Below are 16,443 nucleotides of genomic sequence, written 5' to 3'. Positions count from 1 at the left end.
GCGTCCGGGAGCTGACAGGGCCGAAGCAGTGCTTCGTGCCCGTGTCCGAACTGGTTCAGCAGGTGAGCCAGGAGCTTCGGGGCTGGAGAGGGTATTTCAGCTACGGGCACCCGCGCCGCGCCCATCGAAAGGTGAACGCGTACGTAGTGAGTCGCTTGACCAAGCACCTCAAGCGTAGGAGCCAGCGTGCCTGCCGGCCACCGGCGGGACTGACCTACTATGGATTCCTGACCAAGCGGCTTGGTCTGGAACTGACGTAGGCCAACGCGCGCAACTCTCCGATAGCCAACCGGTGAACCTGCCGGGTGAGCCGGATGCGGGAAATCCGCACGTCCGGTTCGAAGAGGGGCGACCAGGGCGAAGCTGTAACCTCGCCCTGGCGTCTACTCTACCGTGATGCTTTTTCAGTCCTCCTTCCGGCGTTCCTCCCGCAGGACCGCGACGCCCAGCTCCGGGCGGTTCGTAATCACGGCATCCACCCCTGCGCGCACCAGCTCGCGGATGCGTTCGGGATCGTCCACCGTCCACACCACCACGCCCAGCCCGGCCTCCCGCAACTCCGTCAGCAGCGACGGCGTGGCGATGGAGTGGTGGGGACAGACGCCGTGCGCGCCGAGATCGTGGACCGTCCGCCGAACCTCGTCGTCCCAGCGCTCCGTGAGGAAGTAGCGGACGGCGTGCGGCGCCACGCGACCCAGCTCCGCGATCACCTCGGGGACGAAGGAGGAGAACACCGTCCGCTCCATCACCCCCGCCGCCTCCATCGACGCCACGGACGCCGCCTCCGCTCCCGGCGACTTGATCTCGACGTTCACCCACGCCCCGCTCTCCGCCGCCCAGGCCGCCGCCTCCTCCAACTGCGGTACCGGCTCGCCCCCCGCGCGCGCCTGGGCGATGGCCGGCCAGGACAGCGCCGCGACGGCACCCGTGCGGTCGGTGGTGCGGTCCAGCGACAGGTCGTGGATGACCACGGGGGTGCCGTCCGCCGCCGGCTGAACGTCGAGCTCCACACCGTCGGCCCCGTGCGCCGTCGCCAAGCGAAAGCCGCGCATGGTGTTCTCCGGCGCCTGGAACGGGGCGCCCCGGTGTCCCAGCACCAGCGGGCGATTGGGATGCAGGGGCATCGATGGACGGGCGAGAGGGTGATGGGCTGCGTTCACCCCCAAACCTACGCGCGTGGAGCCGAAATCAAAGGGTGGACAAAGCGGCCACCGCGTGAGACATGTGTGCATGAAGAATCCCTTCACTCCCGCTAGCCATTCCTCACCTCCGCGTTCCCGTACCCGATCCGCCATCGTGTATCACGAGGTTCACGTCCCGTGCCCAACGATAAAGTGTACGAAGTAAACGAGATTCGATACCTTGGGAGGCGGGCGGGCGGCGCGCCCACCCGGACACACCACTTCTCCCAAGGAGATGCAGCCCATGATTCGCACCCCCAAGGCATTCCTGATCGCCGCGGCCCTGCTGGTGGCCGTCGCCGCGTGCAGCCGCACGGACGGCGTGACCGCGCCGGAGCGTGCGCGCCTGGACGTGCAGGCCCCCTCGCCCGACTCGTCTACGGCGCAGAGCGCCCCACCAGAGGTAACGCACCCCGACACCACTGGCTACGGCGGCTCGCTGGGCTCGGGCACCTGAGCCACGCGCGACGGGCGGAGGGCGCGAGCGCTCCGCCCGTTGGTGCGCCGTCACGGCAGCGGCACCTCGAGCAGCGCCTCCACCAGGTCGTCGTGAAGCTGGTCGGCGCTGGACGGCTCGGCGCCGGGCTCCGGCTCCACCGGGGGAGGGATGGGCGGCAGGGCGGCGCCCCGCCGGCGGCGGGCTTTGAGGTTGCGGGCGCGGTTCAGCAGGTCTTCGGCCGCCAGCCGCTCCTGCGCCTCGTGCCGGCGCGTGGCGACGCGCAGGGCCAGGCTGGCCGACATCTCCATGCGCGTGCCCTCGCGCAGCGAGTAGGCCCCGTGCGCCAGGCTGATCATGGCCTCGGCCACGCGCTCGGTGTCGGCGCGGTTCTCGACGATGCGCCACACCTCCTTCCACGCCGCCTCGTACCCCTCGGCGTCGCCCAGCCCGGCGGCGCTGCGGGCGATGTTGGCCAGCACCACCATCCGCTCCGGCGGGCGGGGCACGTGCCGCAGCACCGCCCGGAACATCTCCAGCGCGCGCCCGTAGTGCCGCTGCAGCATCCAGAACCAGGCGACGTCGTGCGCCAGAGCGGGAAGGCGCGGGTGGCGGCGGCCGTAGCTGCGGAAGGCCGCGCGGGCGTACAGCTCGGCCTGGTCGCGGTCGCCGCCGTTGGCCGCAATGCAGAACAGGTCGTGCAGGGCAAAGGGGCGCACCGACCACACGCCGTAGCGGCGGGCGGCCCGCAGGGCGCGCAGCAGCCGCGCCCGGGCGGAGGGGGCGTCGCCGCGCTGCATGTGAAGGTTGGCCAGCCCCAGGTGCGCCAGGCCGTAGTACTTCCAGTCGCGGTTGCGCCGGGCCAGCGCCAGCGCACGGCGGAACCACGTCTCGGCGCGGCGGTAGTCGGCGCCCCGGCGGGCCACCATCCCCACCAGGTACGCGGGCCCCGCCAGCTCCGGCGCGGCCAGCGCCGAGCGCTGCGCGAACGCCAGCGCGGTGCGTGGCCACCCCTGGTCGCTGGCCCAGCGCGAAAGCGACTCGCACGCCTCCGACAGCTCGGCGGGCCGCGGCGCCCCCGGCCAGTCCAGCACGCGGGCCATCAGGTCCAGCATGGTGCGCACCGACGACTCGGGGTCCGTTTCCTCGGCGATGCGCTCCAGCCGCTGCTCGATGGCGTTGGGGTTGAAGAGGTCGCGCCGCACCTCGGCGGGGGTTCCGGCCCACAGGTCCACGTCGCGAAGGCACTGCCACAGCAGCACCCCCAGCTCGCTGTGAACCTCGTCCAGGACCAGGAAGCCCTCGAACGGCTCGTCCATCATCAGCAGCCCCGGCGGGATCACCCAGGGCCGCGAGTTGCGGTGGGACCGTTTCGATCTGCGTTTCTTCATCAGGCTCTCCGGCGGGGCTGGAAGGTCTCACGGCACGGCTGAAAATACACGTTAATGGCCCGCCCGCCCTCGTGCCAGTGGACGGAGTGAACAACTCCGAGCGCTGGCGTGGAAGGCGCGAGTCCCGGTGCCCACCCGCGGACCGATTGGCGGGAAAGCTCGCGAGCGGTCACGCATTCCCTGGTACACCTGAACCAAGTAAACAGCGTCTTTGGCGCAAGTGACGCACCGTTGCCGACGCGGCGGGGACCGCAGTGGCGATTTTCACGGGAAATGGGGCGCAGGGATCGTGGCCGCAGGGGCGCGGTGCCCCGACCAATCGACTTACTGTGCTGCTCTGCGTGCAAATTCCTTCTTCTCTCTTGCGCCCACTCTCCGGGCGGGCCAAGGTTCCGGCTTCCGCGCCGCACGGCTCCTCTCTTACCGGACCCATCATCCATGCACGACGAAACCACCACCCGCTCGGAGTCGAGCCTCGTTCGCGCGCTGGGGGTCTGGGGCCTGGCGGCCAGCATCGTGAACGTCACCATCGGCGGCGGCATCTTTCGCCTGCCCGCCAGCGCGGCGTCGCAGCTGGGCGGCGCCGCGCCCCTGGCGTACCTGGTGTGCGCCGTGGCCATGGGGCTGATCGTGCTGTGCTTCGCCCAGGCGGGGAGCCGGGTGGCGCTCACGGGCGGGCCGTACGCCTACGTCGAGGTGGCGTTCGGCCCGCTGCCGGGCTTTCTCGCGGGGGTGCTGCTCTGGGTGGTCGGCACGTTCGCCCTGGCGGCGGTCTCCACCATCTTCGCCGATTCGCTGGGCGCACTGATCCCGGCGCTGGGAGGCAGCGCGGCGCGGGTCGTGGTGCTGCTGGTGATCTTCGCCGCGCTGGCCGCGGTGAACGTCCGCGGCGTCAAGCAGGGCACCACGCTCAACTCCGTCGCGACGGTCGCCAAGCTCCTTCCGCTGGTGCTGCTGCTCGTCGTGGGCGCGTTCGCCATCCGCGCGCCCAACCTGGCGTGGGAGGGCGCGCCCGCGGCCGGCGACCTGGCCCGCAGCTCCATCGTGCTGATCTTCGCGTTCGCCGGCATCGAGAGCGCGCTGGTGCCCAGCGGCGAGGTGAAGAACGTGGCGCGCACCATTCCGCGCGCCATTGGGCTGGCGATGGTCACCATCACCACCATGTACATCGGCCTTCACCTGGTGGCGCAGGGGGTGCTGGGCGCCGCGCTGGCGAAGTCGGGCACCCCGCTGGCCGACGCGGCGGCGGTGGCGCTGGGGCCCTGGGGGCGCACGCTGATCCTGGTGGGCGCCGTGGTGTCGATGTTCGGCTACGTGAGCGGGATGACGTTGGCCGTGCCGCGCGCCCTGTTCGCGCTGGGCCGCGACGGGTTCCTTCCCCGGCGGCTGGCGGCGGTGCACCCGCGCTTCCACACGCCGCACGTGGCCATCGTGGTGCAGAGCGTGATCGTGCTGGCGCTGGCCATCTCGGGCACCTTCGAGCAGCTGGCCATCCTGGCCAATCTGTCGACGCTGCTGCTGTACGCCGCCTGTGCGCTGGCGGCGTGGGAGCTCAGGCGCCGCAACGTGCAGGCGGGCGGCATCCCCTTCCGCGTGCCCGCCGCCGGGCTGGTGCCCTTCCTGGCGCTGGCCGTCATCGCGTGGCTGCTGACTTCCATCAAGCGTGACGAGTGGATGGTCGTGGGCGGCGTGATCGTCGTCGCGGTGGTGATCTTCTACGCCACGGCCGGCGCGCGCGGGGCTCGAACGGCGGGGTAAACGCGCGGGGCTTCACCTGCACGCGCCCCGTACCTACCGAAGCGCGCCTGCCATCCCGAGGAGCGCCCCGCACCGGCCGAAGCGCACCTGTCGTCCCGAGGAGCGGCCACGCCGACCGTGCCGAAGCCGCACGATGTCATCCCGATGGAGCGCCCAAGCGGCACCGGCCCGTGCCCCCGGACTATGCAGCGACTGAGGGATCCGCCACACACTCCGCGAGGCGCCCCGCACCTGCGGCCCCACCGGCACCCTGGCTCCTCGCTGGCCGACCGGATTCACCCGGCCCTGGCTCGGTCGGGCGAATGAATTCGCTGCAACAAACACACGAAGTCCGCCTGCGCGGACTGGCTTGCTTCGGGTGTGGGGGAGGTCCGGGTGGCGCGCCCGGACTCTCGCCCCATGGCCCGGCGTGCGGGATGGGTCGGTGCACGACCGCGAGTGTGTGGCGGATCCCTCAGTCGCTGCCGGCTGTGGTGCCCAGGAGGGTTCGCCGGGGCCGCTCCATCGGGATGACATCGTGGGGTGGCGGCCGGTGGGGTGCGCGTGCAGGTGAAGCCCCGAGCGGACGCAACGGCGGCCCGAGTTCCACACGAAAACAGGGCGCCCCGGCATCTCTGCCGGGGCGCCCTGTTGATCCATCCATCCTCCGCCTACGGAGGGCCCGTGCTGGGGGGCCGCGGGGGCGGCTCGCCCGTGGGGGTGGAGAGCTCGCCCGGGCGCGGCACGTCCGGTGGCGGCGTGTCTACCTCGGCCGAGTCGGTGGCGGTGTCCGGCGGCCGGCCGTACTCCCACCGGCGGCGTCCCTCCAGCGTGATCTGCCGGCTGCGGCGGTCCAGGTTCAGCAGCAGCGGGTCGCGCCGCACCGGCTCCCACGCGCCGCGGATCGTCCAGCTGCGCGTAGCCTGGTACTCGCCCGAAATCCCCAGCTTGGGCGCGTTCAGCAGGTCCACCAGCTCGAACACCGCAAAGAAGTCCTCGAAAACCTCCTTGCCCGCCTCCACCGACGCGTACGCAAAGATGTCGCTGCCGATGTTGCCGAACCCGGCGCCGAAGCCCACGCCCGTGGGCCGCGAGCGCAGGCGGAAGTAGTCGAACACGCCCAGCTCGGTGAACACCTGCTCGATCTGCGAGGTCAGCACGCCGCCCAGCACCTGCTCCAGGATGATCCCCTGGGTGAACTGCTGCGGGATGGCCGCCAGGTCGGCGCTGCGGCGGCCGAACAGCAGCAGCGTCAGCAGCTCCGACTCCGGGAGCGGCGGGCGCGTGTTGCTGGTCAGGTCGATGGTGGGCGACTGCAGCGTTCCGCCCAGGTGCACCAGCACGGCGATGTCGGCGCTGCCGGGCTCGCCCCCCCGCACCTCGTGGCTGGCCGTGATGTCCAGCCGCGGGTTCAGCTCGGGGGTGCCGGAAAACTGCACCGTTCCTTCCACGATCTCGAACTCGCGCTCGATGGGCCCAATCTGCAGCGTGTACGTGCCCCGCCGCGTCTGCAGGTCGCCGTAGATGCGCGGCAGGTCGGCGGCCGCGTACACCTGCAGGTTGCCGGTGATCTGGATGCGCGTCTGCGGGTTCTGCAGCCACACCGACTCGCCGATCACCACCTCTACGTTGTTCGGCACCAGCGCGCCCATCATCCCCGCCGCGCTGGCCACCATCGACGCCACGGTGTCGGCCCCCAGCTCGCCGACGTCAACGTCGACGATGTCGGCTTCGGCCTGCTCGCCGAACTCGGGAATGTAGATGGTGCCGTCCTCGATCTCCACCCGCCCCGTCAGCTCGGCGCCGGGATAGCGCCCGGCGATGCGCAGGCTGGCGTTGGTCTGCAGCTGGGCCACGTCGTCGTTGTCGATCACCTGGAAGTTGCTGGCGACCACCGCCAGGTCCACGAAGGGCGAGGTGGCGTCGTCCAGCCGGATGACGCCGGAGATCCGCGCGGCGCCCGCGCTTCCCGTGTGCGCGACGGCGCTGTCGACCGTGATGGTTTCGCCGGCCATGCGGATGGACGCGGCCATCCGCTCCCAGCGCACCGCCAGCGGCACGATCGTCACCGCGGCATTCACCAGCGTGGCCTGGCCGCTCAGCTCCACGTCGTTCAGCGTGCCGCCCACCGTGACGCGCGCGTTCGCCTGCCCCTGGCCCTCCTTCAGCATGGTGGGCACCGCGGCCGCCACCAGCTGCATGGGCAGCGAGTCGGCCGTGATCGTCGCCGCCAGCGGGTCGTCGCGAAGCAGCTCGAAGCCGGGAACCAGCCCGCCCAGGGTCAGCGTCATCGGCAGGGTGGCGTCGGCGTCCAGGATGGTGCGCCCCGCCAGCCGCACGGTGGCGTCCAGCCGCATGGACCGGCCCGCGTACTCGCCGGTGACGGCCAGCGTGTCCGTCCGCAGCCCGCCGTAGGTGAGCCCCTCGACCATGGCGTCCAGCAGCAGGCGCGGGTTCTCCACCGGGCCCACGATGGAGGCGTTCAGCGCCAGGGTGCCGGCCACCTCGGGAAGCGTGGGGACGATCTGCCGCAGCTCGGCCATGTCGATGCCTTCGCCGCGCACCACCAGGTTGGCCTGCCCCGACGTGGGAAGCACGCCGTTGGCCTCGATGAAGCCCGTCGCCGCGCCGGTGCGCTCCAGCCGCAGGTTCTCCACCAGGTAGCCGCCGTTCACCAGCGCCAGGCGCGCCTGCGGAACCGCCAGCGACCACTGCACGTCGCGCAGGCGCAGGTTCATGTCGCGCAGCACCACGCCGGTAACGGAAAGCCCGTCCAGCTCCAGCGTTCCCGAGGCGTGGAGGTCCGTCTGCGCGTCGCGGCGCAGGTCTACCCCGAACGAGGCCGCGTCGGGCGACAGGTTGGCCTGCAGCTCGATGGACTGGTAGGTGCTGGCCCCGATCCCCAGCCCTTGCGCGTTCAGCGCCACGTTCCCCGTCCACACCGTGGCGCCGCGGGCCAGCCGCACCTCGGCCGCCAGCTGGCTGGCGCTGTACGTTTCCCAGCGCAGGCCGCTGCCGCGCGCGTTCGCCGCCACCTCGGGATACTTGAGGGTGCCGGCGACGAAGCCGGTGGCCTGCAGCGACCCGGCGATCGCGGGCTCGAAGCGCCCCGGCGGCGGCAGGATGGCGGCAAGGACGCCCAGGTTCGGCGCGTCCACCGTGAACCGCAGCACCTCGCGCGTCGGCGAGGTCAATCCGAGCTGCCCCGACGCGTCCACCCGCGCGCCGCGCACGGCGAGGGAGAGTGTCTCCACCGTCAGCACGCCATTCGCGGCGGCGATGCGGGCCACGCCCCGCTCCAACGGCAGGCCGCCCACGGTGGACCCCGGCTCGGCGTCGAAGGCGACGCGCCCGGCGAAGGTCTCGGGGGTGAGTCCCCGTCCGTCCACGTCCAGCGTTCCCGTCAGCCGCGTCGCGGGGAGCATGGCCATTCCCGGAAGCCCGCTGACGTCCAGGTTCCGCACCCGGCCGGTGACGGCGTAGACGGGCACGTCGCCCGGCGCGTAGGTGCCGCGCACGGTCAGCTGCCCCTGCGTGCCCGTCAGGTCCACGTCGAAGCGGTACGGCGCCCGCCCCCCGCCCGAAACGGCGATGGGGCCGGAAACGGGGCCGGGAAGCAGCCCGGGGCGGCCCATCAGCACGCCGATGCGGAAGTTGTCCACCCGCCCGGCCACGTCGAACTGGGGCGAGCCGATGCCCCCCGGCCGCCGCATCGTCCCGGCCAGGGTAAAGCTCCCCGCCGCCTGGCGCATGTCCACGGCGAAGCGCAGATCCTCCGTCGTGCCCCGCGCGGAGAAGGTGCCGGAGAGCGGCCCCTCCATGGGCGTGGCCGAGGCCAGCACGGCGCCCGCGCGGAACGCCTCCAGGCGGCCCTCCACGTCGAACCGCATCGGCTGGCCCAGCGTCAGCGAGCCGGCTATGGCGATGCCGCCCGCGTCGCCCTGCAGGTCTACGTCGAACCGCACGTCGTCGCCGCTGCCGGAAACGGCGATGGGGCCGGCCAGCGTGGCGCGGCGGAAGGGAAGGGCGGGGAACAGCTCCGTCAGCGTGGCCAGGGCCAGCGGCTGGGCGCGGGCGCGCAGCTCGTAGCTCATCACCTCGCCCATCCGCACCCGTCCCGAAAGCCCGCCCAGCACCGTCTCCGGCGCATCGCCCACGGCGTAGGCCAGGGTGCCGCCCTCGATGGTCAGGTTCTGCATGGAGCCCGACACCGTGGCGCCGCCGGTGATCACCCCGCGCAGCAGCGCGTTCGGCTCGTCGGACAGCGCCGCCAGGTGCTCCAAGCGCAGCGGCGCCGCGTCTACCCGCAACCCGCGGAAGCGGATGGGGTCCTCACCGGGGACGTAGGTCACCAGCCCCGTGGCGGCGATCACGGAGGGGACGGCGTCCGGCGCGTTCCGGGGCGTCAGGTTGGCCGCGAGGTTGATCCGCAGTGGCCCGCCCGTTCCCGCGCCGATGGCATCGAGGCTGTTGATCTCGCCCTGCACCACGCCCAGCAGGGGCAGCTCCTCGGCGTAGCCCAGCGTTTCCAGGTCCGCCAGGCGCAGCGGGTTCAGCGAGATGCGGGTATCGGTGAACACCGGCTCCGCGTCCGGGGCCGTGAGCACGGTCAGCGCGCCGGACGCGCGCGAGCCCAGCACGGCCACGCGCGCATCGGACATGCGCCAAAGCGTGCGGCCGCGCTCCTGCGAGCGGGCGGCCAGGGCGAACTCGGCGATCCCGCTGGCGGGCACCGGAAAGCCCATCCCCTGCAGGTCGGCGAAGGCCAGGGGGTGGGCGCGGACGTTCAGGTCGAAGGTGGGTCCCCCCTTGGCGAACCGCACCCGCCCCTCGCCGTCGAACGACGAGCGCGGGGTGCGCAGGGCATCGATGTCGAAGCGCAGCAGCCCGTCGGGGTCGGATTCCAGCCATCCCGCGAACTGCACGATGCGGGTGTCGGGGTTGCGGACGTTGGCGGTGAACGATGAGATCTCCGTCCGCCAGCCGCCGCCCCCGCCCACGCGCACCAGGGGGAGCGTGGCGTCGAGGTCCGTCAGCCAGTGGATGGTGTACGGCCGCCCGCCGATGCGTGTGCGCTCTGGCTGCTTGAGCGAGGCGAAGCGCGCGTTGGGCGTGGTGGCGGGGGCCACGTACGGCCGCGCGATGCGAGCGCGGCCGTCGGTGATGCGCAGGCCGCGGAAGTGAAGGACGCGGGCCTTCTCCTGGTCCTGCCCGGGGACGGCCACCTCCTTGCCGCCCACCTCCACCTTCATGATGTCGGTGTAGTTCCACTCGCCGTTCGCGCGCTGCAGCAGGCGCATGTACGGCCGGTCGATGGCTACCTGGTCCACCACGATGGGCCCGTCCTGGGCCTGCATGGTGCCGGCGATCAGCCGTCCCCGGGCGACGGGCGCGGTGATGACGGTGTCGCCCGCCTGGTCCAGGAACACCACCTGGCGCAGGAGGATGCGCAGGGAGCCGTCGTCCTCCACCTCTTCCAGCTCGAACGCCTCCTCGGGAAGGCCCAGGCGCACGCGCACCTGCTCCTCGACCACGCGCGTCCGCTGCCGCCCGACGTACCACCAGATGGCCGCCGCGGTCACGGCGAAGCCGGCCAGCGTGCCCAGCAGCAGCAGGGCTACGCGGCCCAGCCGGCGGCGGCGGCGGTGGGGGCGGTGGGGGGTGGTCACAGGGCGTTCCCCAGCGAAACCTGCAGCACCAGCCGGTTCAGCCAGCTCCCCTCGCGCCGCCGCCGGAACTCGCGCAGCAGGGGCATCTCGATCAGGTCGCCGCTTTCGGTGATGCCGTACAGCGGGCCGGGCTCCGGCTGGTACGGGTTGTAGGCCACGTCCAGGCGGAACGGCCCCACCGGCGTGGCGAAGCGCCCGCCCACGCCGGGGGTGATGCGGATGCCCGGCCGCGAGATCAGCGTGTCGCGCGTGTCCCACACCTGCCCGGCGTCCAGGAAGGCGGCGCCGCGCACGTTGAAGCGGGTGAAGATGGGGATGGGAAAGCTGACCTCGGTGGTGGCCAGCAGCGTGCGCGTGCCCCCGGTGGACGAGCGCACGGTGTCGACCTCGAAGCCCTCGTCGCCCCGACGCTGGGGGCGGGCCACGTAAACCGTCGGCCCCAGCTCGTTGAAGCGGAAGCCGCGCACCCCCGTGGGGCCGCCGCCGTAGAACCGCTGCTCGGGGGGAATGTACCCCGTTTCGTCGTTCAGCAGGCCGGTGAAGAAGGTGCCGCCCATCAGCCGCAGCGAAAGCACCACGTCCTCGCGAAGCTCGCGGTGGATGATGCCGTCGGCCATCAGCCGCAGGTACTCGTCTTCGGAGCCCAGCAGGGGCGAGGCGAAATCCATCGTGGTGCGGAACTGGTGCCCGCCCGAGGCGAACGGGTCCAGCCGCACCCGGTTCTGCGTCAGCCCCAGCTGCACCGAGTTGCTCCACCGGCTTCGCTGCACCGCCTGGATGTCTTCGCGCTCGCAGACCTCGAAGGCGATGCAGAAGAAGTAGTCGCTGGCCTGGGTGCGCCCGCGCTGCACGTCCAGCGTCAGCGAGGCCAGCGTCTGCGGAAGCACCTGCCGCACCACGCCCACCTCCGCGCCGGTGGCGCTGCGGACGTACAGGTCCAGCTCCGACACCTGCTCGGTGAACAGCCCCGCCACCAGGCTGGTCTGCGTGGCAAGCAGCCGCGGCTGAAGGAAGTTGGCGGCCAGCCGGTAGTTCAGCGCATCCGCGATCAGCGAGTCGGTGTCGGTGGTGCGCTTTTCGGGATCGAAGGCCGGGCACAGCGAGCGCTCCAGCCCGTTCACCGGGTCGGCGACGCCCACCTTGGCGATCAGCCCGTTCACCTCCAGCCGCCGCGCGCCGCCCAGGAAGTTGCGGTCAAGGTTGCGGCCCTGCGCCCGCAGGCAGTCGAGGGTGCCGTAGCCCAGGGCGATGTCGGCGGCGTAGCGGGGCGCCTCCACCACGCGCACCAGCACGGTGCTGCCGATGCTGTCGGCGTCCAGCTCCATGCTGTCGGGCGTCACCTGCAGCCGCTCGGGCGCCACCTCCACCGCGGCGAAGCTCACCAGCTCCAGGTCGAACAGGCTCCGCTGGCTGCGCGCCAGGTCTGCCCCGCGCAGGCGCGCCCCCCGGCGGATGGCCAACTGCTGCCGCACGGTGCCGGGGTCCAGCCGGTACAGGCCCACGATGTGAATGCTGTCCACCGTCACCACCGGCCCCGGCGCGGCGGCCAGCTCCACCCGGGCCACGTCGGCGATGGTGTCGATCTCGTAGTTGCGCAGCACCTGGGCGTACGCGTAGCCCCGGTTCAGCAGCCAGTTGCGAACGGTGTCGACGGAGGCCAGAAAGTCGTTGCGGCGGAAGGGCTCTCCCTCCTTCAGCGGCAGCCGTCCGGAGAGCGCGTCGACCCCGTCGACGTGGTCGATGCCGGTGACGGCCAGCCCGGTGAGGGTCACCAGGTCGCCCGCCTCCACGCGAAAGGTGACGTTCACGCCGTCTTCCGGCGCCTCGTCCACCACGGGCACCACGCGGGTGCCGTAGTAGCCGAAGTCGCGGTGCACCAGCTGAATGCGGGCCACGTCGCGGCTCAGGACGGCCAGGTCCAGGTGGTAGTCGTCCTTGCCGAAGCTGCCGATGCAGAAGGGAAGAACGCCCAGCGCACTGCACCGCGACACGCGCGTGGTGATCACGCTGCGCAGCGAATCCTCCGGCACCACCAGCTCGCCCTCGAACTTCACCGAGCGCACGTCCTCGCCCTCGTACTGCGCGAACTGCGGCAGCGGCCCCGTCGCCGCCTGGTTGGCGGCGCACGCGGCGGCCCCGAGCAGCGCGCACAGGACGATGGCCGTCCGCAGCCAGGCGTGCGGACGGCGCAGGAGCGCGAACGGCGGAAAAACGGACATCAAGTGTCGGATGGACGGTGCACACGCGTCGGCGCGCCGCGTGCCTGGAAGCGTGCGCGGCGGCCCTGACCTGCTTTTTCGGATATTTCTCGCCCGCGCGTGAATCTACGCGCGCGGGACGGAGGGGCAACGCGGTGGCCGCGCCCCGCCGTGGCGCCGGCCCTGGACGGACGGGCACCGCAAGCGAAGGAAGCGGAAGCATTCACCGTGCCACGTCCCGCGGCGGGGAAGGCGCTGCCCCACCGATGGAATCCGCAGGCGGAACGGCGACGGGAGGCGCAGGCGGCGCCTCCTCCGCAGGGTCCGGGATGAACAGCGTGTCCCTGGGTGCGGACGGGGCGATGTCCTCGATGCGGATCGTGTCGCGCGGCTCGTCCTCCGGCGCCGGAGCCGGGTCGGGGAGCGGCGCGGCGGGGGCCTCCACCGGCTCGGGGCGGGGCGCGTCCTCCCGGGTGGGCGGCCGCGTGCCTGCGTCGCGATCGACCTCGTCCTCGGCGCCGACGGCGCGGCGGGCACGGGCGCGAACGTCGTCCCACGCCTCGCGCGCCCACTCGCCCGCGGAGGTGCGGACGGACTCGCCTACGCGCTCCCACCATCCCGCGTCCTCGCGCCGCCGCCCCCGCGGGCAGATGCCGGCGGGCACGTGCCTGCGCAGGAAGAACTCCTCGTACGTGGGGCCCCGCGCCCGGCACCCGGGGGCGATCACCCGGTCGCCCGACACGGCCACGGTGCGCCGGACGACGCCACCCGGGGCCTTCCACGGCTCCGGTGTCCCGGGCTGCGCCACGCGCATGATGCGTCCCCATACCGGCGCGGCCAGCGTGCCGCCCGATCCCTGGCGGATGATGGTGCGCGGCCGGTCGAACCCGAACCACACGGCGGCGACGAGGTCGGGGGTGAATCCCACGAACCAGGCGTCGGTGGCGTCGTTCGTCGTCCCCGTCTTTCCCGCGGCCGGGATGCCGGCGCCCAGCGCGGCGCGGGCGGCGGTCCCCGTTCCCCGGTCGATGGCGCCGCGCAGCATGGTGGTCACCACGAAGGCGACGCCGCGGTCCATCACCCGCCGCCGCTTGACCCGCGCGCGCCAGACCACCTTGCCGTCGCGGTCTTCCACGCGCGTGACGAAGCGCGGCTCCACGCGGTCGCCCAGCGTGGCGAACGGCGTGTAGGCGCGAACCAGCTCCATCGGCCGGACCGCCGTGGCGCCGATCGCGATCGAGGGGAGCGGCGGGATGTCGCGGGTGATGCCGGCGCGCCGGGCCACCTGCTCCACGTCGTCCAGCCCCGCCTGCTCCGCCAGCTTGACGGCGATGGTGTTGATGGACTGACGCAGCGAGGTGCGGACGGTCACCGCGCCCCGGTAGCGGCCGTCGAAATTGCGCGGCGTCCATACCTCGCCGCCCGGCAGCTCGCGGCGCACGGTGTCGTCCACCACCCGGTCCGTCGGGGTGACGCCCTCGGCGACGGCGGCGGCGTAGACGAACGGCTTGAACGCCGATCCCGGCTGCCGCAGCCCCTGCGTCATCCGGTCGAACGCCGACTCGTCGTACGAGCGCCCGCCGACCAGGGCCAGCACGTCGCCCGTCCGGGCGCTCATCACCATCGCCGCGCCCTGCAGGTACGGCGTCTCGGTGGAGTCGCGGTACGCCGCCCTCCGCGGGCCGGTGAATCGCCCGAAGCGTCCGTTCTCGATCGCCCGCACCTGCGCCTCCACGTTCTGCTCCGCCGCACGCTGGATGCGCGGATCCAGCGTGGTGTGAATGCGCAGGCCGCCCGCGTACAGCGCCAGCCCCAGCTCCGCCTCCAGCATCCGCCGCGCATGCTCCACGAAGTAGGGAAAGCGCGTGCGGAGCCGCGCCTCGGGCCGCAGCCGCGCCAGCCGCACCTCCGCATCCTTGGAGGCGCGCGCCTGGCCGGCGGTGATGCGGCCCTGCGCGGCCATCAGCGACAGCACCAGGTTCCGGCGCTGGACGGAGCGGGCCATGTTGCGCCGCGGGCTGTAGTGGGTGGGCGCCTTGGGCAGCCCGGCCAGCAGCGCCGCCTCCGACATCTTGAGCTGCGACGCGTGCTTGCCGAAGTAGATGCGCGCGGCGGACTCGATGCCGTAGACGCCCTCGCCGAAGTAGATGTTGTTCAGGTACGTCTGAAGGATCTGCGCCTTGCTGTAGCGCTGCTCGATCTCTTTCGCGACGCGGATTTCCAGGACCTTGCGCTTGACGCTGCGGTCGGCGGCGGGAAGGCGGTCGGGAAACACGTTCCGCGCCACCTGCATGCTGATGGTGCTGGCGCCCTGGCTTCGCCCGCCGGGGATCAGGTTCTTGACGGACTGCGCGATGAACCGCGGCCAGTGCACGCCGTGGTGCTCGTAGAAGTTCTGGTCTTCGACAGCGACGAACGCCTGCGCCACGTAGGGCGGAAGGTCGGCCAGCGGCACCACCGCCCAGCGCGTGGGCGCCAGCTCGGCCAGCAGCTGGCCGCGGGCGTCGTACACCCGCGCGGCGCCGCCGGGCTGCAGCGCAGCCAGCTTGCCGACGTCGGGGCAGCCGCGGAAGCCGCACCGCTGCCAGGTGAAGCCGGGAAGGAGGGCGATAAGGGCGATCAGGCCCAGGATCCACCGCCGGTGCACGGGATGCCGCAGCCCGCGCCCACCCGCGCGAAAGCCGGCCTTGATGACCGCCCATCCACCGAACAGCCACGCCTGAAAGAAGAGCGCATCCCTCTCCAGCTGCTCGCCCAGCCACGCCCCTGCCGCGGACGGCACCCGGGCGGGATGCGTGACCAGAAGCCGCACGGCATCCACCGTCCGCGCCAGCTTCTCGCGGACGCGGGGGAAGTACCCCTTGTGGTAGACGTTCTCGGGCTCGGGTGCGCCGGCGGGATCGGGCATTCGCTTGGGAGATGGGCTCCGGGGGATGCTCAGGCCATGGAATCGCCGGCCTGCTCCGTCACGGAGTATACCACCGGGGCCGGGGCCGGGCGAACCCGCCTACGATGGGATGGTCCCCACCGAGGGAGCAGATGGATCTTCCGAATCCCGGCGCGCGCCGGACCTATTCGAAGCGCGATCGAATTCGCCCCTCTCCCGCTTGCGGGAGAGGGGCGGGGGAAGAGGGCAGCCGGGGACTGCGCCGGACTGATCGAAGCGCATCCAGAGCCGCCCCCGCGTCGCCTGCTCCGGAACCCGAGACCCACGATTCCGTCGCCGCTGCCGCGCCCAGGTTTTTACGTGACGCTAGCAAGATCCTTCGGCCCGCACGGGTGTGCTACGGGTAGGTCTGGGGCGCCTGGGCCTCTGGATGACAGACCCCGTGGACGCGAAGAACGCCCAGCCATCAGACAAAGGCGCCGTGTTCCGTTGCATTGACGGCCTGAAGCACGTCGGCCAGCGACCCCTCTCGCAGCGCCTGGACGGGAGTGCGCCCGGCCAGCGTGTGCTGCTCGGTCATCAGCCAGTCGGGGATGACGTCCGGGTCCAGGAACTCCGCGAGTTCCTGGACGACGACCGCGAGGTGCGACAGCAGCTGGCGGTTCTGCGGATTCGGCACGTCGGCGCCCTGTTTCCAGGCGATCAGCCGCGACCGATGGACGCCAAGCAGTTGCGCCATCTCCTGGTCGGTGGAAAAGCCGCGGCGCGCCCGCAGGTAGTCAGCCATCGCAATCACCTGTTCTGCGGTTTTGTCCCGAGTGTACCGCACCCGCTTGCGATTGAATTCGAGGACCGCTACTCCGCGCTCCGGCTGAAAATCACGCACGATCACCCGTGCCGTCCTGCCGGGCTCGCGAACGTCCTCAAGGCTCATGAAGATTACC

Annotated in this window: 9 protein-coding genes; 3 read left to right on the top strand and 6 right to left on the bottom strand. The window is 72.0% G+C overall.

Annotated elements, in window-relative coordinates; translation table 11 throughout:
- Positions 1–260 (top strand): group II intron maturase-specific domain-containing protein (locus VF632_RS01770; RefSeq protein WP_331021122.1); only part of this gene is annotated, 260 nt, incomplete at its 5' end.
- A gap of 144 nt (positions 261–404) precedes the next feature.
- On the opposite strand, the gene VF632_RS01765 is transcribed toward VF632_RS01770, so the two are convergent.
- Positions 405–1,124: a glycerophosphodiester phosphodiesterase gene (locus VF632_RS01765; RefSeq protein WP_331021121.1), complete on the bottom strand. Its 720-nt coding sequence runs from the start codon at positions 1,122–1,124 to the stop codon at positions 405–407.
- A 292-nt stretch (positions 1,125–1,416) separates the two neighbouring features.
- Between VF632_RS01765 and VF632_RS01760 the strand changes: the two genes are divergently transcribed.
- Positions 1,417–1,638, top strand: a complete 222-nt coding sequence (locus tag VF632_RS01760; protein ID WP_331021120.1) for a hypothetical protein — start codon at positions 1,417–1,419, stop codon at positions 1,636–1,638.
- A 50-nt stretch (positions 1,639–1,688) separates the two neighbouring features.
- Here the strand turns inward: VF632_RS01760 and VF632_RS01755 are convergent, their stop codons facing one another.
- Complete coding sequence (locus VF632_RS01755) at positions 1,689–3,008, bottom strand: hypothetical protein (RefSeq protein WP_331021119.1); 1,320 nt, start codon at positions 3,006–3,008, stop codon at positions 1,689–1,691.
- A gap of 438 nt (positions 3,009–3,446) precedes the next feature.
- Here VF632_RS01755 and VF632_RS01750 point away from each other — a divergent pair, with 438 nt between their 5' ends.
- Positions 3,447–4,766 carry an APC family permease gene (locus VF632_RS01750; protein ID WP_331021118.1) on the top strand — a complete coding sequence of 440 codons (1,320 nt, stop codon included), beginning with the start codon at positions 3,447–3,449 and terminating at the stop codon, positions 4,764–4,766.
- A gap of 650 nt (positions 4,767–5,416) precedes the next feature.
- On the opposite strand, the gene VF632_RS01745 is transcribed toward VF632_RS01750, so the two are convergent.
- From VF632_RS01745 to VF632_RS01730, 4 genes are all read right to left on the bottom strand, one after another.
- Complete coding sequence (locus tag VF632_RS01745) at positions 5,417–10,414, bottom strand: translocation/assembly module TamB domain-containing protein (protein ID WP_331021117.1); 4,998 nt, start codon at positions 10,412–10,414, stop codon at positions 5,417–5,419.
- Entirely contained in the window at positions 10,411–12,633 is a 2,223-nt protein-coding gene (locus VF632_RS01740) for a BamA/OMP85 family outer membrane protein (protein WP_331021116.1), read from the bottom strand. Before VF632_RS01740 ends, VF632_RS01745 begins: the two co-directional genes overlap by 4 nt.
- 202 nt (positions 12,634–12,835) lie before the next feature.
- A complete protein-coding gene (locus VF632_RS01735; protein WP_331021115.1) occupies positions 12,836–15,520 on the bottom strand; it encodes a PBP1A family penicillin-binding protein in 2,685 nt (894 codons plus the stop codon).
- A 445-nt stretch (positions 15,521–15,965) separates the two neighbouring features.
- The gene (locus tag VF632_RS01730; protein WP_331021114.1) at positions 15,966–16,433 is read right to left on the bottom strand and encodes a hypothetical protein; all 468 of its coding nucleotides are present in this window, start codon (positions 16,431–16,433) and stop codon (positions 15,966–15,968) included.
- Positions 16,434–16,443: the final 10 nt, after the last annotated feature.

The organism is Longimicrobium sp., from assembly GCF_036388275.1.
In the GTDB taxonomy this organism is placed as follows: domain Bacteria; phylum Gemmatimonadota; class Gemmatimonadetes; order Longimicrobiales; family Longimicrobiaceae; genus Longimicrobium.
The sequence above is the reverse complement of the archived record's forward strand: the minus strand, read 5'-3'. Positions and strand labels throughout refer to the sequence as shown.